This is a genomic window from Aquella oligotrophica (assembly GCF_002892535.1).
Classification (GTDB): Bacteria; Pseudomonadota; Gammaproteobacteria; order Burkholderiales; family UBA11063; genus Aquella; species Aquella oligotrophica.
The window spans coordinates 2,154,223-2,176,322 of record NZ_CP024847.1; the positions used below are offsets into that span (position 1 = coordinate 2,154,223).

At 36.5% G+C, this 22,100-nt stretch carries 16 protein-coding genes and 2 pseudogenes; 8 read left to right on the forward strand and 10 right to left on the reverse strand.

Going from position 1 to position 22,100, the window contains the following annotated elements:
* Nucleotides 1-1,164, forward strand: coding sequence for a 1-deoxy-D-xylulose-5-phosphate reductoisomerase (gene dxr / locus CUN60_RS09875; RefSeq protein WP_102951880.1), 1,164 nt, complete (start codon nucleotides 1-3; stop codon nucleotides 1,162-1,164).
* A 32-nt stretch (nucleotides 1,165-1,196) separates the two neighbouring features.
* On the opposite strand, the gene CUN60_RS09880 is transcribed toward dxr, so the two are convergent.
* Nucleotides 1,197-1,649: a hypothetical protein gene (locus tag CUN60_RS09880; RefSeq protein ID WP_102951881.1), complete on the reverse strand. Its 453-nt coding sequence runs from the start codon at nucleotides 1,647-1,649 to the stop codon at nucleotides 1,197-1,199.
* A 200-nt stretch (nucleotides 1,650-1,849) separates the two neighbouring features.
* Between CUN60_RS09880 and adk the strand changes: the two genes are divergently transcribed.
* From adk to CUN60_RS09900, 4 genes are all read left to right on the forward strand, one after another.
* Nucleotides 1,850-2,491, forward strand: coding sequence for an adenylate kinase (adk, locus tag CUN60_RS09885; protein ID WP_102952474.1), 642 nt, complete (start codon nucleotides 1,850-1,852; stop codon nucleotides 2,489-2,491).
* Nucleotides 2,492-2,682: 191 nt separating this feature from the next.
* Complete coding sequence (locus CUN60_RS09890; RefSeq protein ID WP_102951882.1) at nucleotides 2,683-3,918, forward strand: M48 family metallopeptidase; 1,236 nt, start codon at nucleotides 2,683-2,685, stop codon at nucleotides 3,916-3,918.
* A complete protein-coding gene (gene rsgA / locus CUN60_RS09895; protein WP_102951883.1) occupies nucleotides 3,919-4,803 on the forward strand; it encodes a ribosome small subunit-dependent GTPase A in 885 nt (294 codons plus the stop codon).
* A gap of 8 nt (nucleotides 4,804-4,811) precedes the next feature.
* Complete coding sequence (locus tag CUN60_RS09900; RefSeq protein ID WP_102951884.1) at nucleotides 4,812-5,630, forward strand: HAD family acid phosphatase; 819 nt, start codon at nucleotides 4,812-4,814, stop codon at nucleotides 5,628-5,630.
* 82 nt (nucleotides 5,631-5,712) lie between these two features.
* Here the strand turns inward: CUN60_RS09900 and CUN60_RS09905 are convergent, their stop codons facing one another.
* Nucleotides 5,713-8,166, reverse strand: a complete 2,454-nt coding sequence (locus CUN60_RS09905; protein ID WP_102951885.1) for a hypothetical protein — start codon at nucleotides 8,164-8,166, stop codon at nucleotides 5,713-5,715.
* Nucleotides 8,167-8,462: 296 nt separating this feature from the next.
* Here CUN60_RS09905 and CUN60_RS09910 point away from each other — a divergent pair, with 296 nt between their 5' ends.
* Entirely contained in the window at nucleotides 8,463-8,780 is a 318-nt protein-coding gene (locus CUN60_RS09910) for a hypothetical protein (protein WP_102951886.1), read from the forward strand.
* On the opposite strand, the gene CUN60_RS09915 is transcribed toward CUN60_RS09910, so the two are convergent.
* Entirely contained in the window at nucleotides 8,767-10,044 is a 1,278-nt protein-coding gene (locus tag CUN60_RS09915; RefSeq protein ID WP_102951887.1) for a replication-associated recombination protein A, read from the reverse strand. The two genes, CUN60_RS09910 and CUN60_RS09915, sit on opposite strands and share 14 nt — an antisense overlap.
* Nucleotides 10,045-10,427: 383 nt before the next feature.
* Between CUN60_RS09915 and CUN60_RS09920 the strand changes: the two genes are divergently transcribed.
* Nucleotides 10,428-12,929, forward strand: a complete 2,502-nt coding sequence (locus CUN60_RS09920) for a hypothetical protein (protein ID WP_102951888.1) — start codon at nucleotides 10,428-10,430, stop codon at nucleotides 12,927-12,929.
* A gap of 75 nt (nucleotides 12,930-13,004) precedes the next feature.
* On the opposite strand, the gene CUN60_RS09925 is transcribed toward CUN60_RS09920, so the two are convergent.
* Genes CUN60_RS09925 through CUN60_RS09935 form a run of 3 tightly spaced genes read right to left on the reverse strand, consistent with a single transcriptional unit; the run spans nucleotide 13,005 to nucleotide 15,174 of the window.
* On the reverse strand, nucleotides 13,005-13,952 hold the full coding sequence (locus tag CUN60_RS09925; protein WP_102951889.1) for an NAD(P)-dependent oxidoreductase: 948 nt from the start codon (nucleotides 13,950-13,952) through the stop codon (nucleotides 13,005-13,007).
* A 4-nt stretch (nucleotides 13,953-13,956) separates the two neighbouring features.
* The gene (locus tag CUN60_RS09930; RefSeq protein WP_222593258.1) at nucleotides 13,957-14,466 is read right to left on the reverse strand and encodes a GNAT family N-acetyltransferase; all 510 of its coding nucleotides are present in this window, start codon (nucleotides 14,464-14,466) and stop codon (nucleotides 13,957-13,959) included.
* On the reverse strand, nucleotides 14,467-15,174 hold the full coding sequence (locus tag CUN60_RS09935; RefSeq protein WP_102951890.1) for a hypothetical protein: 708 nt from the start codon (nucleotides 15,172-15,174) through the stop codon (nucleotides 14,467-14,469).
* 229 nt (nucleotides 15,175-15,403) lie between these two features.
* Between CUN60_RS09935 and CUN60_RS09940 the strand changes: the two genes are divergently transcribed.
* Nucleotides 15,404-16,999 carry an APC family permease gene (locus CUN60_RS09940; protein ID WP_102951891.1) on the forward strand — a complete coding sequence of 532 codons (1,596 nt, stop codon included), beginning with the start codon at nucleotides 15,404-15,406 and terminating at the stop codon, nucleotides 16,997-16,999.
* Between the two features lie 55 nt (nucleotides 17,000-17,054).
* On the opposite strand, the gene CUN60_RS09945 is transcribed toward CUN60_RS09940, so the two are convergent.
* The 4 genes and pseudogenes from CUN60_RS09945 to CUN60_RS13470 all read right to left on the reverse strand — a co-directional run.
* The gene (locus tag CUN60_RS09945) at nucleotides 17,055-19,268 is read right to left on the reverse strand and encodes a SulP family inorganic anion transporter (protein WP_102951892.1); all 2,214 of its coding nucleotides are present in this window, start codon (nucleotides 19,266-19,268) and stop codon (nucleotides 17,055-17,057) included.
* Between the two features lie 25 nt (nucleotides 19,269-19,293).
* Entirely contained in the window at nucleotides 19,294-19,977 is a 684-nt protein-coding gene (locus CUN60_RS09950; RefSeq protein ID WP_102951893.1) for a glutathione S-transferase family protein, read from the reverse strand.
* Nucleotides 19,978-20,090: 113 nt separating this feature from the next.
* A pseudogene (locus tag CUN60_RS13225) lies at nucleotides 20,091-21,274 on the reverse strand (ATP-dependent helicase).
* Nucleotides 21,275-21,352: 78 nt separating this feature from the next.
* A pseudogene (locus CUN60_RS13470) lies at nucleotides 21,353-22,096 on the reverse strand (ATP-dependent helicase); the annotation flags it as partial.
* Nucleotides 22,097-22,100: the final 4 nt, after the last annotated feature.

Consider the following 22,100-nt stretch of genomic DNA (forward strand, 5'->3'; position numbering starts at 1 on the left):
ATGCAAAATATAATTATTTTTGGCTCAACTGGCAGCATTGGTAAATCAACACTTGATGTTATCCGGCTACATAAAGATAAGTATAAAGTATTTGCATTGTCTGCCAATTCTAATCTGGAGCTAGCTTTTACCCAATGCCAAGAGTTTTCCCCTACTTTTGTTTGGATTAAAAACCCTGAACATGCTGCCACGCTAAAGATAAAACTAAATGAAGCAAAAATTAAAACAACGGTACTCCATACCGAAAAACAACTGGCAGAGCTAGCAGCACACCCTGAAGTACAAATAGTTATGTCTGCAATCGTAGGTAGTGCCGGGTTAATTCCAACCTACCACGCAGCAAAAACAGGCAAAAGGATACTCCTTGCCAATAAAGAATCCCTCGTTGCTGGTGGAGCTATAATTACTACTACCGTAAGAAAAAACAATGCGCAACTAATACCTGTAGATAGCGAGCACAGCGCCATCTATCAAGCATTACCTTACAATTATGCATCACTTAAAGAGGTTGGAGTAAATAAAATTATTCTGACAGCCTCTGGAGGTCCATTTTTAAATACTCCTAAAGAGCAGTTAATAAATGCAATGGCAAAAGAAGCGGTAAAGCATCCCAACTGGAGTATGGGGCAAAAAATTTCGATAGATAGTGCAACTTTAATGAATAAGGGGCTCGAATTAATTGAGGCGCAATGGTTATTCAGCGCTGCACCGCAAGAACTTGATGTAATTATCCACCCACAAAGCATTATTCACTCAATGGTAGAGTATATCGATAGTTCAATCATTGCTCAGATGGGAACTCCGGACATGAAAACTCCAATTGCTTATGCACTAAGTAGTCCGAAAAGAATAGCATCAGGAAGTAAAAATTTAAACTTCGTGGAACTTAGTGAACTCACTTTCCAAAAACCAGACTTAGATAGATTTCCATGTTTGCAAATCGCACTTGATAGCTTGAAAAACAATAGTAAAAATGCTGCGATAATAAATGCTGCCAATGAAATGGCAGTTGAAAAATATCTAAAGAATCAAATTAAATTTTATGATATACCAAAAACAATTGAGAAGGCCTTGATCAAATTTGACGGAGAGTTGATTAATGATATTGACGAGCTTCTGGTGTTTGATAAAATAATTAGAGAATATTGTCTTGACATTATTTAATAAATTAAAAAATCAGCCCGTAGGCTGATTTTTTAATTACAATTATCACTATCAACATCTGGCTGACAGATAACAACCTTAAATTCTTTACCACTAATTTTCGCACCATTTGACAATGTAACTTTGGTTCCATCATCTGCCATTGCCCGATCACCAGAATAGTGAGAGTACGAACGATCCGCTGCAAACAAAAATCCTTTATTCCCAATCCAGTAACCTGAGCTATTCTTGAGATCAATTCTCGTTGCAACCTGTCCGCTATGTTTATAAACAGTATTACACTTTTTCCCACTTCTTACCTGCGTTACTTGACGCGTAGGATCTACGGTAATCCAAGCATCTTTACTCTGATCATCTCCATTTTCAAGAAAGTACCCCTGTAGCGTTACCGGAGCGTGAGATTTATTCACAAACGTAAAACTACAGTCAGCATAAGCAGCAGAAAAAACAGAAACAGCTACAGCAAACATTAATTTAAGCCTCATAAGCCTTCCCTCTCATTAATATGGGTTTAAATACTTAGCCTATCATTTTATCAAATAAATCGCAGTAATTGTTTACTTTTACTATAATAAAAAATAGATAAATCATCATTTCGCACATGCGTATATCTATATCTGAAATAGTTTGATATAATTATTGCTTGATAACCGAATAATAAAAACCAGTAAGGACAACGTTAATGATCAGTATTATTTTACTTGGCGCACCAGGAGCAGGCAAAGGTACTCAGGCACAGTTTATTACCGAAAAATTTAAAATCCCGCAAATTTCAACTGGTGATATGTTGCGAAATGCAATAAAAGCTGGTACAGAACTGGGGAAACAAGCCAAAAAAATTATGGATGCTGGTCACTTGGTATCAGACGAGATAGTAATTGGTCTCGTAAAAGAAAGAATTAAAGAAGCTGACTGTAAAAATGGATATCTATTCGATGGTTTCCCTAGGACGACAGCACAAGCAGATGCATTGCGCGATGCTGGGGTGAAAATAGACTACGTAATGGAAATTGCTGTGCCGGATGAGCAAATTATTGCAAGATTATCTGGACGCCGGGTCCATCCTGCGTCAGGTAGAACATATCACACAGAACATAACCCACCCAAAATTCAAGGTAAAGATGATTTAACTGGAGAAGACCTAATCCAACGCGATGATGATAAAGAAGAAACCATAAAAAAACGTCTTCAGGTATATCATGCACAAACTTCGGTATTATGCAAATACTACGCCAATGAAAAAGATGTAAAATTTGTTACTATTGACGGAACTCAAAGTGTGGGTAAAGTTACCGAAGAGGTGCTTCAGGCACTATCTAACGCCTAGATGTTCAAATCTACCTTAGCCTGGATTTAATAATTCAGGCTCTTTCAATTCTAATTTCAGTTATCTATAAATAATCCGTAAATAAACACTTGTAATTAATTTCTGGTAAAATACCCTCTTTAATCACTATTAATTAAATCAAATAGTTATTATTTATAACATACTATAATCCAAAAGGAATTTATTACTCCATGAATAATTGGTTTAGCTGGATATTCGCAATTCTGCTTATTTTTGATGTAACACTTAAATATCATCTAAATTTGCGACAGAAAGATTCAATCCTCAAGTTTTTCAATAGAGTACCGGAAGCATTTAGTAAACAGATTACTTTAGAAGAACATCAAAAAGCAGGGAGATACTCTCAGGCAAAATTACAGCTTGCTAGGGTAGAGTTATTTTTTGGCGCAATTGTGCTACTTTTCTTTACTTTTGGTGGCGGAATTAACATGATTGGGCAGTTAAGCACATTTAGTAATTATCCATTAACTAGTCAGGTGTGCCTGATAATTGCTTATTCAATTTCTAGTTCAGTGCTATTCATTCCATTTAGTTATTATAGTACGTTTAAAATTGAGCAGGAGTTTGGTTTCAATAAAATGACTATAAAGCTCTTTATTGCAGACTTAATCAAGGGAACTATTATTGCTTTACTTATTGGTACTCCACTACTCTATCTGGTAATATGGCTAATGCAAAATCTTGCTAGTAGTTGGTGGCTATGGGTCTGGCTGGTTTTAGTTGTATTTAATCTGCTGATTTTATTAATCTACCCCACTTTTATTGCGCCATTATTTAATAAATTTACACCACTAGAAGATCTTGAGTTAAAGACTAAAATTGAAACTTTACTTGAAAGATGTGGATTTAAATCACAAGGCGTTTTTGTCATGGATGGATCAAAACGCTCTAGCCATGGTAATGCCTACTTTACCGGACTTGGCTCCAGTAAACGAATTGTATTCTTTGACACACTATTAAAGCAGCTTTCACACGATGAAATTATCGCTGTTCTTGCCCATGAGCTAGGACATTTCAAACATAAGCATATCATTAAACAAATGGTAATCTCATTTGGAATCACCCTAGTTGGTCTTTATTTATTTAGCCTATTTATAAGTCACGAATGGTTTTATAATGGAATGAATGTAAGTATTATAAATAATGCCAGCGGGCTAATCCTCCTTTTTATTATTACAAATTTGGTAAGTCTACCTCTGGCGCCAATTAGTAGCTTTATGTCACGTAAGAATGAATTTGAGGCTGATGATTTTGCCAAGAAGCATAGTAATAGCAAAGATCTAATAAACGGCTTAGTAAAACTATACCGAGATAATGCTAGCACCTTGACTCCTGATGACTTATACGTTAAATTTTATTACTCTCATCCTCCAGCAAGCACTAGAATAGCAAACCTGGAAAAATAGATGAGACAGCAGCAGGGATTAGTTATCAATAGCCATGGACGCTTTTTTAATGTTGAATCTAATGGTAAAGTATATCAATCAACAGCAAAAGGTAAAAAAACTGAATTTGTGGTAGGCGATACAGTAGCAATTGATATTATCAATGATAATCAGGCATCAATTACTGAGCTAGTACCACGAAACAACCTGATATACCGCAGCGATCATTACCGCAGTAAAATAATTGCCAGTAATCTATCCCAACTATTGATTGTCATTGCAGTAAAACCTAATTTCAATATCGGGTTTCTTGATAGCTGCCTTATTTGTGCAGAGTCAAGTGCAATAAAACCAGTAATTATCATTAATAAAATGGATTTACCAGAATCAACTGAATTTGCTCAAAAGCTTACAGATCTCTATGCCAATACATTGGGTTATGAAATAATCAAGTTAAGTGCACTGAATAATTGTGAACAATTAGGAAATTACCTTAAAAACCAACGCACCCTGCTTATTGGTCAATCAGGGGTTGGCAAGTCAACCATTACTAACCAAATCTGCCCGGAAGCTAATGCAAAAACAGGAGAAATTGCCAAATATGAAACTAGTGGTCGTCATACTACTACACATGCAACACTATATCATATTGATGGAAACTCTGATCTAATTGACTGCCCAGGATTACAGGAGTTTGGCTTATTTCACCTTGATATTGAAAAAGTTGCTTGGTATTTTCCAGAAATTAGGGATCATCTAGGTAACTGCAAATTTCACAATTGTTTGCATCTTAATGAGCCTGGATGCCAGATAAAAACCATGCTGAATGAAAATTTAATCGATAGTAATCGATACGCTTTTTATTGCCGTTTAATAAATAATTTAAAAACAAAAAAACATTATTAGGGTCTTACATGAAAAAACAATTTTCAACTTTATTCATTGGTATCAGTTTAATTTATAGCGGCGGAATCTTTGCCGAAGCAAATTCTAGTGCACCTATTAACAATAATAAGTCAACCTGCATTTCAGGTAATCCCAAATCATCACAAGGCTATGATGCTACAATGTGGTATCGCGATTCAGCCGAGAAAGTAGCATTATATAACCAAGCATTTGCCCTTGGATTGGAGAAAATTAAAACTAGAGTAAAAAATGATCATTTAAAATCTGGGAAATGGGGGATCATTCTTGATATAGATGAAACAGTTCTCGATAATACTGAATACCAGAAACGCATGGTAATGAGTTGCGGTAAATTTAGTGAGTCAACGATGTATTCATTTATGGAAGAAGAAATTTCACTAGCAACCCCAGGGGCAAGTAACCTTACTTGCAAGGTACAAAAACTTGGTGGCAAGGTAACTTTAATCTCCAACCGTAACGGTAGTTTTGATGACAAAATACTACAGGCAACTATAGACAATCTAAAAAAAGCTGATATCTGTTTTGATAATGTAATACTTGCTAAGAACCAGAAGGATGATGACAAAAATCCAAGATTTCAGGCTGTCGAAACAGGCAAATATGACGGACTAATTAGTTACAGTAAACTGCCACCATTAAAAGTAATTGCTTATTTTGGTGATAATATCCAAGATTTCCCGAAAATAAAACAAAGTGAGGCAATCAAACAAAATCCAAATGGTGAATTTTATAAAAAATTTGGACAGGAGTATTTTTCATTACCAAATCCAACCTATGGCAGCTGGCAACGTAATCAATTGAATTAAAAAATACTATTCTAACTCCAAAAAAGGATCCTTATAAAAAAGGATCCTTTGATTACGAATACTTTATTTCTCTACTAACCTATCAATCGGTAGTTACAATTTCAAAATGGTTATTACCTTTATCATAGACACATGTTCTCAGATTCTTGCCAAACTTGGTTCCATAACTATGGCAGTAATTGTTTTCCATATTTAAATCAAATTGAGGTGTATCATCTTGTCCAATCCTGTTGATATCCTGCATTCCGAATGAATATCTGAATCTGACTACTTTTTCCGGGTTATAAAAAACATCTGTCGCATTGGGTGCCAAATCATGACTTCCTGATTTGATGGGACCTAGTTTGGGCGCATAATACATGTAGTTATAGCCTTTTTCTGGAAATTTGGTAGTTATTTGATATTTATTCCAAGCATATTGACTATCTCGAGTTACAAGGATTTTAGCATCTGACCATTCGCCAGTAATTTTAACAAAGGTACCATCTGGATAAGCAAGAGTTTGATAGTCAAGCTGTTTGCAGTTAAGTGTTGGGCAGAATAACCTAAAGCCCCAACTCCAAAGGTCGCGCCAACGATATTCCCGATAATGTAGACTGACACTATAATAGTTACCTTCATTCCAGCCCCAGGCTCCATATTTGATACCAAAGACGTATTGCGTATTATTTGGAACACCGCCGCCGCTAACCGAGTAGATTGCATACCGCGGCTCAACGTCTCCTTGACCACTTACCTTGGTTTCATAATTAGGGCGATTCATCCGAATATGATTTCCATTAATAACTTCCAGCGGGTGATTCCATTCATATTTGTGAGCATCACCTTCCACATATAACCGAGTAAGATTTCTATAGTTAAGTTCAGAAATTACTGGAATATCGTAAAATGCTTTTGAACCATTCTTATGATAAAAGCGGTCTTTTCGCCAGAACATTGCATGACCTTCTGCACTACCTTGTTCTGCCTTGCTTTCTTTACGCTCTCTACGAGACTCACGATGATCCACATATACTAGTCGCGTAATACCATTATACCCATGTTCCCGAGCTTCGGCTGGAATAAAAATAGTTTGACCATTAACTACCCGCAACGTACTATTCTGAATGCTTTTAAAAGGAACACTGAAATCTGCGGCAGTAGGCCAATTAGATTTGGCGTTACCGCCATAAGTTCCCACCAGTGTTGTCCCATCGTATGATTTGAGGTTCAGTCCTGCCAGTGAGGATAATTTTGTCGGGTCAAGGATACCCTCAGTGGTAAATTGTGAAGGATCATCAAATTTCAATCTTATCGAACCATAAATATCTTTTAATGAATTTTTGTCAACTGGAAGTTTATCCATTAATAACTTAATTTTTTCAGCGTAAAATTTACGTACAACTTCAGCATTCTGTGCAATAGTATTAGTAGATGATACTCCATTAATTTTAATGGCAATATGTGTATTATAAATATTTGCATATGGGAAATCCTTACTGATTAATGTTGCCCCGAGGGTATCAATCTGCTGCATGCTGGCAATAGTAGTAAGAATATCTACGTACATTTTTACATATTGTGCATTATAAAAACTATTTAATGCAATGTAGTTTATTTTTGCACCATCACGGCTGGTTTCATGTATCAAAGCATCAAGAGAGGATTTCAGATTTGTTAAATTATCGCCATTATTACCCATGATATTATTTAGAGCTAATTCAGCAGGGTCGCGCTGTGTTTGGAAAAACTTAATTACAATTGGTAATGGTTCTGCTTTTTGAAGAGCTTTGATATATTCAAGCAAGCTTTTATTACTCTGATTCAAAGTGTTACTAATTTGCTGTGAAAGTTGATTAATGATTGCAAGGTTAGTATTAAGGTTGGCAAGTTTATCCTGAAAGCGATCTTTATTGTATTTGGTATAAAAATTTATTAGCTGATTTTCAACTCTTTGTACCTGAGCTCCTACTTGAGTAATCAGCTCAATTGCAATAGTTAGCTGTTTACTGGTAGTTGTATCGCCACCACCGCCACCACGGGGAAACATCAGCTCAACTATGCCACCACCAAGGTCGCTTACCTGTTTAAACCCGGGGAAAACTGCCGCGATAATTTTAAAACTGGCACTAACTCGCTGTGAGACTAATCTATAATCATCGATACTATTACCATCCATATTATTTCTGGATGTCTGCAATAATGGTGCATTAGCAAAATTTATGGAAGCAGCATTCAGGGAAATATTATAAATTTCATCTCCAGGAGTATTCGCAAACTTTTCAATTGATGCACTACCAATTTTTTTACCATTATTTGTAGCATAAATACTAACTTCATGCATTCCTGGAGTTAGAGAAAGCCCTGGAAGTGTTAGATTACAATATGAAACATTATTACAGTTCTGTTCTGCCGATTTAATTCCGGCGGTAGTAGCAATTTCAGCCCTAATAACAGTAAAGCCGCTAAGTTCAGACGATGGAAGACTGATTATAGTATTTACAGCGTAACTATTAACTGCTAAACAGGTCAATAAGCTAATTAACTTGGTCTTCATAAATATTCCTTTTACAAATATTGTGGTAGCTAAAGCTAGCATAAGGTATTATGCATTAATGACAATATGAATGTAAATAACCATTTCCGTATAACAACAATTCACTTTTGAAAAATAAAATTAAACATCGGCAGTAATAATTGTAAAATTTTACCAGTAAACTGTTAAAACTGCTATACTATATTTATATTTAAACTAGTAAAATATATACCGTAACCAGTATTAATTACTATACCGAAATTTATAAAACGGTAGATCAAAAACTCGGGGTAGATACAATAAGGAGTTAATTTACCATGAAAAAACTTATTTTAATTTTAGAATTAATTATCATAAAATCAGTTTTTGCGGTTAATCCTATTCCACCTGTCCCTGGAGCACCCCAAGCAGGCAACTACTATATAAACGGAACATACGGTAGTACTATGACTGTAAATGGTAATACTACCTACTATAGTAATGGTCAATATCAGGGACAATCACCAGCTAATGGTAATAACCCAATTTTCCAGAACAGAAATCAACAATCAATCATAAATACAGTTCCAGCTGCAAATAATAGTCAGGAGCAATTAATGAACTCTACGCCAACGGATAGCATCAATGCTCCCTAGCCTGTTCATCAAGCTCTCGTAAAAATTGAAGCCTCTCGATAATGCGCTGTTCGAAACCTTGATTTGTTGGTCGATAAAATGTTGGTGATATTTCTAGCTCATCGGGAAAGTAACTTTCATTTGGTACATAATGACTTGGATAATCATGTGCATAGCGATATTCTTTACCGTAGCCTAATTCTGCCATCAGCTTAGTGGGAGCATTGCGTAAGTGAACTGGTACCGAGGTGCTACCGCTACTTCTTATATATTCTTTTAGCTGATTATAAGCTAATTCGAGGCTATTGCTCTTATTAGTAACAGCCAAATAGGTAACCGCCCCAGCAAGCGCAAGTTCACCTTCTGGAGAACCAAGACGTTCATAAGTCTGTAAAGCATTATTTACAACAGTTGCTGCATTGATATCTGCTAACCCAATATCTTCCCATGCCATACGCAGTAACCTTCTACCTAGGTATAATGGGTCAGCACCACCAGCTAACATTCTCCCAAACCAATACAATGCTGCATCAGGGTTAGATCCACGTACTGATTTATGTAACGCTGAAATTTGATTATAAAATTCCTCACCACCTTTATCAAACCGTTGCATATTCTTAGGAAGAACCGATTTTACTAAGGTGGCATCTATATTGGCTTCATCTGTCGAATTTGCTAAAAGCTCATACAAGTTTACCAGCCTTCGTGCATCACCATCACAAATGTCAATTAAAAGTTTCTTTGCATCATCATCAAGCTTTGGCTTAATTTTGTACTTGATTGCCCGTGCTAAAAGATTTGACAAATCATCATAAGTCAAACTTTCAAGTACATAAACTTGCATCCTTGATAATAATGCATTGTTTATTTCAAATGAAGGGTTTTCAGTAGTTGCTCCGATCAGGATAATCTTACCCTCTTCCAAATGATGAAGAAAAGCATCCTGCTGCGCTTTATTAAATCGGTGAATCTCATCAACAAAAAGAACTGTTGGTTTATCGTTAAATAATCCGCCTTGATTTTTTTCTGCGGCTTCTAACGCCTCTTTTATTTCTTTAACCCCACTAAATACAGCTGAGAGATAGATAGCATGACAATCAAACTCTTTAATTAAAATATTGGCAAGAGTAGTTTTTCCAACTCCAGGCGGCCCCCAAAATATCATTGAAGTAATTCTTTTACTATTTAATAACCTAGTTAAAAGCCCATTTTCGCCAACAAGATGCCCCTGACCAACTACTTCAGACAACTGCTGTGGTCTTAAAATTTCTGTTAATGGCTGCATAATTTCCCTAATTTACAATCTAGGCAGATTATAACAAATTTCAGGCTTAATCAGAACTATCGATATTTCGATACAAATCGATTTATCAACCACCTCCCTATATCCATACCGCTTGTCAGATTAATCGTTATCTTGTAACTTTCAAATAAAATGTTGTAAAAAAATACACTTTACCACATATAGCAAGCCCTGTACCCAAAATGAATAACTCTCCATTTTCGACATCAGCCATTGTAATTATTATATTTACATAACAATAATTCCAACATTGCAAATATGGGAAATGCATTTGCAAATATGGGAAACTAAAACTAATTTCCATTTGTTACAATTCTAACTGTGAGATATATAAATTTCATCTTTACCTTAAGGGAGGTCTTAACATGAACAATAAACTTAAATTAATTAGCCTTGCAGTCATAAGCACATTCACTCTTGCTGCATGTAATAACGGAACTACCAGTAGTAATGGTAGTTCTACCACTTCAGCCACCCAGTTTGAAGCTGATACTGTCAATGGTAAAATATCTGAAATTAGACAATTTACACAAAGCCCTGATGGCAAGAAAAATATTTTAATTTGGACAGGTCATCCTCATGGGCAGCACTTTGCCAATAGACACTCAAAAGATCCAAATAAAGTTACGCACCACTATTCAAACTTATCAGCATTAAATGCAGACAAACCAAATCTAGACAGTAGTTATAAACATATTGCAGAAACAGCTAAAGCAATAAATATTAATGGAATAAATAAAGCCGCTGGTAAAGTTTATACTGGGCTAGATCTTGGAATTACTGCATCTACCCAATCTTCAGTTGAAGGTTCTGGGGGGTATTTAAGTAATGGAGAACCCGTATGCTATTCATATATTCCAGAAACCCAATCATCGATGAATGGTCCAGGAGTTACAGGATTTGCTAATTTCAATACAACAAATTCTGATAGTACCTTCAGTAGTACTTTAAATTTAAAAGCAAGCATATCTGGAGCTGATGGATTATTCAAAGCAAAAGACTCTTTCAGTTACGACACCAATTATAGTGGAACTTACTCAACTGGACAAAATAATTTCTTCTCATATTTTGCATTAAGTACTAATTTCGAAGGAACTCAATTATCAGCAAATGGAAAATCATTGCTAGCAAGTAATCCAGAACAATTTATGCAAACCTGTGGGACATCATATATTACTAACGAGGCTCTTGGGGTCAGTAATCAATTTACATCGACAATAACTTCCTCCAGTAATAGTTCAAGTACGAGCATATCTAACACATTAAACGCAAGTTACTCTTTTGTTGACTTTACAGCAGAACTAACCTCTTTAAGTAAAAATACAAACCAAACATTTAGTCTAGCAAGCTCCTATGTAAGTAATGGCGATTATACGTTCCAAAATACACATAACATAACAAATGGTATAGTTGCGAATAAAGGTGATTCATTTGAAGGAATAATATCTGAATGGATTGGTAATAATAAAAATGGAGCTAATGCCTGTAATGAGCAAATCACTTCCAGCAGTGTAACCACATGTACTGGATATTTGACAGACTTAAGCGCATTAATTAGTGCATTAACTGCCGCAGTTGGATCAGATATCCAAACATCAGGGTTTCCTACTGACATGAGTTTATTTGAACAATTTCCAAGCGGCGTAACTGTAATTAATGCTCAAGGTGGTGGCACACCTCCAACACCATTAACTACCCAGCCTGTAAGTAACTTGGCTAATGGATCTTTTCCCGATGCTTACGCTCCGTATGTTACAAACTTAGAAAATCATATCCAGTTAATTTTTAATTTAACCTCTCTAGCTGGCAGAGCACAGTTATATGCAAATATGTTGACACCTACTCTACTTGCTGGAAATAGTACTATTGATATACCCACTGAATTAAATAATTTGGCTAATTCTTATTCGACAGATTATTTAAACCTAGCAAGTGAGGTCAACAATTGCATGAATAATCTAAGCAGCTGTGCAACAATGACCCAAATTGCGACTAGTGATCCATATACATTCTATTCATCAACAACCACTCCATACCGTGTAGGGGACAGTTTATGGGCTGATAAGATGTGGAATTCAATTATTCTTCAATATAATGGCACATATAATGAAGCTGGTCAAATTGGTGGAGAGTTAAATGCTTATTTTCCTTCTGTAGCTACAACTGTACAACTAAATAATTCCGCACCAATGGCTGTATTTTATGCAAGTAATATGAACATTAGCGGTGATCAACAAGCAGGAATTACTGGAATAGGATTATCACCAATTGTTGTAACGAACCCTGTATATGGTTTAGAAACAGACTTTAGTAATGGATATGCAACTTGGGGCGGCTTGGCATCATATCCAATTGCAGGGGAATTTATCATAAACTACCCAATGACAAGTGCGAATGGAACAATAGCACAGCAACAAGCTGCATTAGCCAACTTGTTACTAGGCTATACTAATGGTCAATCCATGAGTAATGTTTTTACCGCAGGTCCAGTTAAATATCTTGGCGGAGAACCAACAGTTGATCAGAATGCTAGTAAATTACAAACACCTGTAAGTAATATGGCTTCATCCTTTTCGTCTCCTCAGAGTGGATTTAGTAGTGGTAACGGTTACAGTTTAGGAGCTATGTCAATACTAGTATCTAACCCCAACAATGATGCTTGGAATTATTCAATATTTACTTATACACCCAATAATGGAGTAGTATCTAATGGATACCAAACTTATAATACTAACATGGCAGCTGGCTGTTATCCAATGGTTAATATGGATCCAGATATAATTTCTGATTATAATATTTGTCCAAGTATGTACGGCGGTATTACTAATGAGCTACAATTAAACGCCATTATCACACCATTTTTTTAACCAATGATTACAATTAAAAAAAGCATAATGACGGGTTTCTCCCGTCATTATGCTTTGACGTAAATAGTAATTATTTCAGTTTAATAAATTCACTGGCTTCCCATCAATAAAAGCGGCAATATTCGCAACCGTAATATCAATACACCGTTGCCGTGCTTCAACTGGTGCCCAACCAATATGTGGTGTTAGCAGTACATTGTCCAAGCCAAGAAGCGGATTATCTGGCAATGGTGGCTCGCTACTTAATACATCTAGTGCTGCCCCAGCGATCTGCTTATTTTTTATCGCTAAACTAAGTGCAATCTCATCAACAAGACCACCACGCGCAGCATTAATCAGATACGCAGTTGGCTTCATATGTCTCAAAAACTCCTCGTTTATGATTTTGGCAGTATCTTTAGTAAGTGCACAATTTAGAGAAATAAAATCAGCTTCTTTTGCGACTTCGTAAAGTTCCAGCTGTTTTATTCCTTCTATATTTTTAATACTACGGTTATAAGCAACTACTTTCATCCCAAAAGCTAACGCTAGTTTTGCCGTAGCGATACCAATTTCACCCAATCCAATGATACCCAAAGTCTTACCAGCTAATTCATGCATAGGTATCGCCAAACCAGCCATTTTATCCCAGCCCTTTTCTCGCATATAGTCAAGCTGGGGAACGAACTGAATCGCACAACTAAGCATTAAGAAAATCACCAACTGCGAGACAGCATTCGTACCATAGCCAGGAACATTAGCTACTTTAATACCCCGTTTAGCTGCCGCAGCAACATCAACATTATCATATCCAGTTGCTGTAATTGCGATTAGCTTCACACTATCAGGCAATCTATTGATTATTACTTCAGTCAGATAGACTTTATTTACCACAATAACACCAACCCCCTTAGTAGCACTAATAATTGCTTCGGGTTCATTTAAGTTTTCATGAATAACCATTTCACCAAATTGCTCAAAACCACGAAAACTAATATCATCATTTACCGTGGTTGTATTTTTATCTAATACCAGAATCTTCATTATTTTATACCTCCAAATCAAGCTGCATAACAACTACATCAACAAATTTCTCAAATTTGTAACCAACATTCTTCATAATTCCGATTAATTCAAAACCATGCTTCTTATGTAAATTAACTGAACCACGATTATTACTATCCCCGATCAATGCCAGCATTTGCAGATAACCACGCTGCTTACAGGAAACAATCAACTCTTTAAGTAGCATTGATCCAACACCACTACCCTGATATTGTTTATCAATATAGATGGAGTCTTCAACCGTAAAACGATATGCCGAGCGTTCCCTAAAATGTGATGCATAGGCATAACCAATTACCTTATCGGTGAGCCTTGCTACCAGAAAAGGGAACCCATCCGCAGTTATTTTATCAAATCTCTTCTCCATATCTTCAATTGTGGGTGGAGTTTCTTCAAAAGTACCTAAGCCGTTAAGAACATGATGAGCATAAATTGCCTGTATCGCGCTTAGATCTTCAAATCTTGCTACTTCAATCTTGATCTCGCTTGCCACTTAAACTATCCTTATACTAAACTGTTCCACCATAATTCGTGGAAGTATGGTATCGTAACCAAGAAAAATTGCTTTATCAATCAGATCTTCCACGGTTAAAACCTCAAACTTCCTTAATAACTGCTGATGAATAATATTCCTTACAGTACTAACCGCAGTATCTTTATGCATAATGATATTCAGATGATGGGTTACCACTTTTGGCTTTGCATGCATAATCAAAAGAAAAATGATTAGCTCTTCTATCTCGGTTAATTCCAAATTCAATCGTCTCTGGTTCGTAAATCCAAGATTATCATATTTAACAATATGATTATTAATATATGGCTTAAAGTGCCCTAGCGAAAATATTGGGAAAAAATCAACTCGCACGCCGACTGCCTGATCAATATTAGGATCAACTAGCGGTGTTTTCTGTTTTAAGTATAACTGAATCTCACCATCATAATTCTGTGAGGTAATATATTGTTGAATTTGTCTATATTTGAGACACTCAACATCCTCTTGAATACAACTTTCCGATATCTGCTGGATCGCGGGCAAACTATCGTAAGTTGCCGTACTTAAATCAATTCCAAGGACATTATTTTTTTCCATTAGTAATGGCGAGACATAGACAAAATAAGACTCGGGGTTGACTATAATTGTTTTCTGTTCTGGTAAAACAACCATTTTCAGGGCATTAACATAGTCTTGTAAGTAATTCATTGCATTTTTCCAATCTGGTTTCCCCTCTATTATACTGGAATATTCCAGACAAAGAATGCTCTCTTAAAGATGATCAGTTCCCAAGTTATTCTACTATCAATTTAACTTACAAATGATATTCTCCAGTTGCTGTTGGATTTAGTTGCAAATGATAGACAAAATGTTGCAGTGGCACAAACATTAAATAAGGCGGGTATGATAAAATCAATTTTTTAAAAAGGTCGGTTAAATGGAATGTTCAATACCAAAACATAAAATCGGGCTACTATCGGTAATTGCCATCTCAACGACGGGAATTATTGGTAGTGGTTGGTTATTTAGTGCTTACCTCGGCGCAAAGATTGCAGGAGCAGGTGTATATTTATCTTGGGTTCTCACCCTAGTATTTTTTATATTAATGGCACTGGTTATTGCCGAAATTGTAGCTATTTTCCCACTACGTGGAATTATTGGGCGAATGGGATCTTTATCCCACAATAAATATTTTGGGGTTATTTTTGCTTTTGCTATCTGGCTTGAACTAGTTGGTAGTATCCCGGGTGAGGCTCAAGCAAGTGTTGAATATCTGGCAGGAATATCACCTCATTTGTCAAAGCTATTGATTAGTGATGGTGCATTAACTGCTGCAGGTCTTGCCTTTACTTTTCTATTTTTGGTAGCCTACTGGCTTGCAAATATGTTTGGGATTAAATTTTTTGCCAAAGTAAATAACTCGATTGCTGCGGTAAAAGTCGTCCTACCAGCACTAATTGCACTGATCATCATCGGCACTTCTTTTCATCCGGCAAATTTTACCGCCTATAAAGATAGCTTCATGCCATATGGAATGAATTCAATTATTTTGGCAATGACTTCTACAGGAATGATTTATTCATTTAATGGCTTCCAACTATGTGCCTCTTTTGCCAGTGAAATTGAAAATCCCGGACGCAACCTGCCATTAGGAATGGTTATTTCGATCATTATATGCTTCTTTATTTATGTAATTTTACAGACTGCTTTTATCGGTGCACTTGATACACAGCAGTTAGTAACTAATGGTTGGGCTAGCCTAAATTTCAGTTCACCATTTGCCCAGATTGCCACCATGATTGGCCTAAATTTTGTTACAATGGTTCTATATGCAGATGCCTGTATTTCACCATCAGGTACCGGGATTACTTTTGTGGGTAGCGGTTCACGGGTACTTTACTCAATGGCATCCGAAAGACAAATGCCAAGTATGCTTGCGGTTCTCGATAAAAAGCATAATTTTGAAAAAAGAGCAATGTTTTTTAATTTTGGAGTTGCAGTAGTATTTTTGTATTTATTTCATAGCTGGGCAGTATTAATCAACTTTATTACAGCGCTAATCATTCTAATGTACATGATAATTCCTATTTCATTAATTGCCCTGCGACATAGTCATGCTACCATGGAAAGAAATTTCCGCCTGCCTTTTGCAAACATCATCTGCGCTATATTATTCCTGGTTCAATCAATCTTCTTCATCTTCATCGGTGCAAAAGATATGCTCTATCTTACCTTAACCATGAGTGCTTTGATGGCTGTATTTATGATGCTACACGCACGTGGTCAGGATGGATATAGCTTTATGGATGTAGCAAAAATCTCCTTACCATTTGTCGGTTTCTTATGGATGATAACAATATTGATACTAGTTGGCCCTAGTAACTATGGTGGTCATGACTATCTTAACTATGGGGCATTTTATGCCGCATATGTAGTTGTTTCATTGTACGCCTTTTATCACTTTACAAATAAAAAGTTTGTTGATAAATGCCAAGAAATCCGGACAATGGATAAAGTAAAAATCGTTGAGTAGTCAATAAAAAAATAGGAGGATATAAATCCTCCTATTTTAGTTCCAAGCAAAAGTCTTAAGCTATCACTTCAAAATCACGTTTACTCTCATCCCATTCCAGCATATTACCTGAATGAACATCATAAATCCAAGCATTAACTGTAATCTGAGTATTTGCAATCATATCAACAATCTTTGGATATGTTTTAAGATTATCAACCTGATTTAAAAGATTAACTTTAACCCCGTGTGCTGCATCTGTTGGCTTATGTTTACGAAAACCATCTTTAATAATGCTTAGCCAGTTATCAAGACCAATATAACCGAGATCCTTATCACCAGTAGCATAAGAAGCCTTAACTGCCCCACACTCGGTATGTCCACAAATTACGATATTTCTCACACCAAGCTCATAAACAGCATACTCAATTGCTGCAATTTCACTATAAATATTATTTGGCATATATGGAGGAACTACATTACCGACATTCCGGACAATGAAAATTTCACCAATATTAGCTGAGAAAAACGCATTTGGATTAAGCCGACTATCTGAACAGGTAATCAGTAATGTATGTGGCTTTTGCCCTTTAGCAAGGGTAGAAATCAGCTCCTGATTATCTTTAGCATAGTTACTAGTAAATTTGACAATACCATGTTTCAACACATCATTAGCAGAATGTTCAATTCCAGATTTCTCAAGTATTTCCTTGATTTGGCTCTCCATAACAGTAATCTGGTAATGGCTGGCTTCACTACTACTAACCTGTAAAATAACTGCTTGATGGTCGCTAGTCATGCCATGAAAAATAGTTTTGATATTTTCGTCAGCAAGTTCTTTGGCAATTGTTACCAAATGCTTAGCACCACTAGCATCAATCTTATGTAACGCAGCAAATTCAAAGATCACAAATTTAAGCCCAGCCTGTGCTAAAGCTAGTTCTTTAATACGATTTAGCTCATCATAAGCAAGGATACTTACATTGCCATTAAGACCAACTCGTAATACATTTTTATTTGTCCAAAGCTTGATATCTGCCTTGGTACGCATCATTCTGAAAGCTACCAGAATAAAGGCCGCAAATAAACCAGCCTGAATTCCACTAATAAGATCAGTTACTACGATTGCGATAAAAGTAATTGCATAGACCAGAACTTCAAGGCGGTCATTTTTCCATAGATCAACTACTTGACGGAAATTCATCATTTTGAAAGCAGCTGCCATCAAAATACCAGTAAGTACTGCCATTGGTACTTTCTCGATAAATTCAGACCCAAAATATACAATCACAAAGATAATCAACGCATGCAATAAAGCTGCTCTTCTAGTCTTGGCACCAGCAAGGACGTTAACTGATGAACGCGCAATAACACTGGTTACCGGGATACCACCAAAAACAGCAACCCCAACATTGGCAATACCTTGCCCAATCAATTCCTGATTAGGATTATGTAAGTCTCCCTTACCCATGATGTCAACAGCACTAGTTGATAGTAAAGTCTCAAGAGAAGCAAGAATAAATACCTCGATTCCAGTTATTATCAGGCTTTTCCAGTTTCCAATCTGGCTAAAATCAATTATGTCCGGATGAACCAAATCGTGTGGAATCTCACCAATGAGTCTTACTTGTAAATTACCAAAATAAGCAATTGCCATTGGAATAAATACAGCAAAAGCAAAGGCATAGGCACGAGGCAAGAAACGCGGAACTATCCCCAAAATAGCCAAAGTTAGTAACGTCAGCCAGATACCAGCTGTAGTAACCCTAGGTACAATCTCACCCCAGTGATGGATAAGTCCCATAACAGGATGTTCAATTGCTGCATTTAGATTAAATAGTATAGCAATCTGGCTAAAAAATAGGATAACCCCAATACCAGCAGTAAAGGCAAGAACCAGAGAAAGTGGAATTATTTTTGCCAAGCGTCCAAGTTTCAAGACACCAAAAATAATTTGTAATAATCCACAAATGGTTCCAACCACTAATAGCCCGGTAAAGCCATAATTTTGTACCGTATTTGCAACCAATACTGACATCGCCACGGCAGGCCCAGTAACACTAAGGCGGCACCCACCAAATAAGGCTCCAATAATTCCACCAAATATCGCAGAAATTAGTCCAACCTGAGGTGCTACTCCGGATGCCACCGCAACTGCTAATGATAATGGAATTGCTACAAAAGTGACTGAAATCGCAGCGACAATATCATCTTTCAAGTATGCTGCTTTGCCAATTGGAACTATTTCATTGGCGATAAAGCGTTTTAAATTTTCAATTCGGGTGCGCATTTATACCTCCTTGTTGTAAAATTAATTAATTGAATAGAAAATAACCAGCAAACTGGCTATCATTAAGATTATCAATATTTCCCGCTTCAATTGCTAAGGCATTTTTAACGGCTTTATCTTTTTCCATCAATTCAAAAAAGGCTTTAATTTGGGGAAAGTCATTAATATCGACAACTGGAGGATTTCCATGAAACCCATTACTCCAGCGAAGTAATCCATAAGCCTGAGCCTCTACAATGGTTGGTTTATCTGTAACCAGTAAACCATGCGAATTAAAGCTATTATTAACATAGTTTAATACTGCAATCAACCGCTCAAGTGCCATTTGCCGAAAAGTATCTACTGATTCGGGTGTAACAAAACGCCCGGGGAAATTAACCTGTCCAAATGCAGGATGAAGTGTTGAAGATAAATAGGAAAGCCACTGATAAACATGGGCTCGCTCCTGTGTCCCAACAGGAGGACAAATTCCCTTATGCTGATACTTGTCAGCCAAATATAACAAAATTGCCAGATTTTCGCCAACAACATTATCACCATCCTTCAAAGCACCAACTTTCCCAGAAGGATTGATTGCTTTAAATTGACTGCTAGCTCTTATTTCTGGGGTAGTGAGACCTACTTGATAGGCTTCATTTACCCACTCCAATGTTACCTGTGAGCCAAAAGCACATGCTCCAGGAATAATAAATAATACAGGTTTATCCATAATAAATCCTCTTTATTAAATCCTACTTTTTCAGTCAGCTATTATATACTAACCTACTCTACTAGGAAAAACTAATTGCATATTCAACTATTTTACAATTCTAAAACAATATACTACTCACCAGTTTGCTTAAGAAGCGAACGCAATAAACCAAATTTATGCTGAAGCTCATTTTTGTCATTAATTTTTTCATGCCTGCGCTTGGCTTCATCAACAATGTTATTATTCCCCATTTCTGCCAGAAACCTTGAGCGTTCACGTACTTCAAGAGATCCAGCTTTACGTCTTTGCTCACAATAGCTTATAGTTAACTCATATTGAGCTCTAGTAATACCAACATACATTAAGCGTCGCTCCTCCTCAATCATATCACTAGCTAATGACTCTTGATGCGGCAAAATCCCCTCTTCACAGCCAATCAAAAAAACATATGGATATTCAAGACCTTTGGCGGCATGAAGCGTGGTTAATTTAATGGCATTGGGTTCTTCCTCACTTCTACCATCTAAAAGACTTATCAATGCAATATTTTGTACTAATTCAGGTAATGACTTATTATCTTCATCCCCCTTTTTTGTCAGCCACTCAACAAAGCTTAGGACATTACCATATTTTTTTTCTGCACTTTTTGGCTCCTCCATATCGTATAAATAAGCCTCATAGTTTATTGATTTAAGTAATTGCTGAAGAAGGTCACCTGCGCGTTCTTTTTCCTGTCGTTCCTGAATATAACTTATGAATTTACCAAAAGTAAGAAGCGATTCATGCTGAGTCGAATTACATTCTACGGCAAAGCCTTCTTCAAATAATGCAGCAAACAAAGAAAGCTGACGCCTACTTGCGTATTCGGAGAGACGCTTTAGGGTAACTTCTCCTATTCCCCGTTTGGGCGTCGTAACCGCCCGGATAAATGCAGTATCATCATCTTCATTATAAATAAGCCGTAAATATGACATAATGTCTTTAATTTCAGCACGATCAAAAAATGACTGCCCCCGGCAATTGTATATGGTATCTTATAGTTGCGTAATGCCTGTTCCAGCACTCTTGACTGATAATTACTCCGGTATAAAATTGAATAATCTGAAAAACGAGTATTATTATGTAACTGATGCAACATTATCCGCCTTGCGATGGTATCAGCCTCAGATTCTTCATTATTACAGCTAATTATCTTGATTGCCTCACCATTACCATATTCACTCCATAACTTTTTCTCAAATAGTTTGGGATTATTCTGGATAACACTATTTGCCGCACTCAAAATGGTTAAGGTTGAACGATAATTTTGCTCCAACTTAATAATCTGGAGCTTAGGATAATCAGTCTGGAGTAGTTTAAGGTTTTCCGAATTAGCTCCACGCCAAGCGTAGATTGACTGGTCATCATCACCAACTGCTGTAAATTGCCCCTGACTACCACCTAGAAGTTTGATCAACCGATACTGGCTGGTATTGGTATCCTGATATTCATCAATCAGTAGGTAGCGAATCTTCAATTGCCATTTATGCAAAACAGCAAGATTTGATGATAATAAATCAACTGGCACTCGAATTAGGTCATCAAAATCAAATGCCTGATAAACTTTTAGTAAATCCTGATATTGCTGATAAACCTGCGCCTTAAACCATAATGTTTCATCACTTTTATCAGCCATTACCTGCTCAGGACTAATAAAACCATTCTTCCAGAGAGAAATCTGCCCCTGTAAATCACGAATTATGTTCTTATCTGTAGTCTCAACAATATCGCTAATAATTTTCCCACAATCATAGCTATCCAAAACTGAGAAATTTTTCTTATAACCAAGCTGTAAAGCCTCTTCCCGAAGGATCTTTAAACCCAAAGCATGAAACGTACAAATCGTTAAGCCACGAACATTAAGCCCCTGAACAAGTTTTGTCGCTCGCTCCTGCATTTCTTTGGCGGCTTTATTGGTAAAAGTGATGGCAGTAATATGTTTGGCCTGAAAGCCACGCTCCTTGATAAGATAAGCAATCTTATGCGTTATCACTCTAGTTTTACCACTGCCAGCTCCAGCCAAAACCAGTAATGGACCACTAGTATGAGTAACCGCCTCACGTTGGGCAGGATTTAATTTATTCAGTAGTTCTTGCATCTAT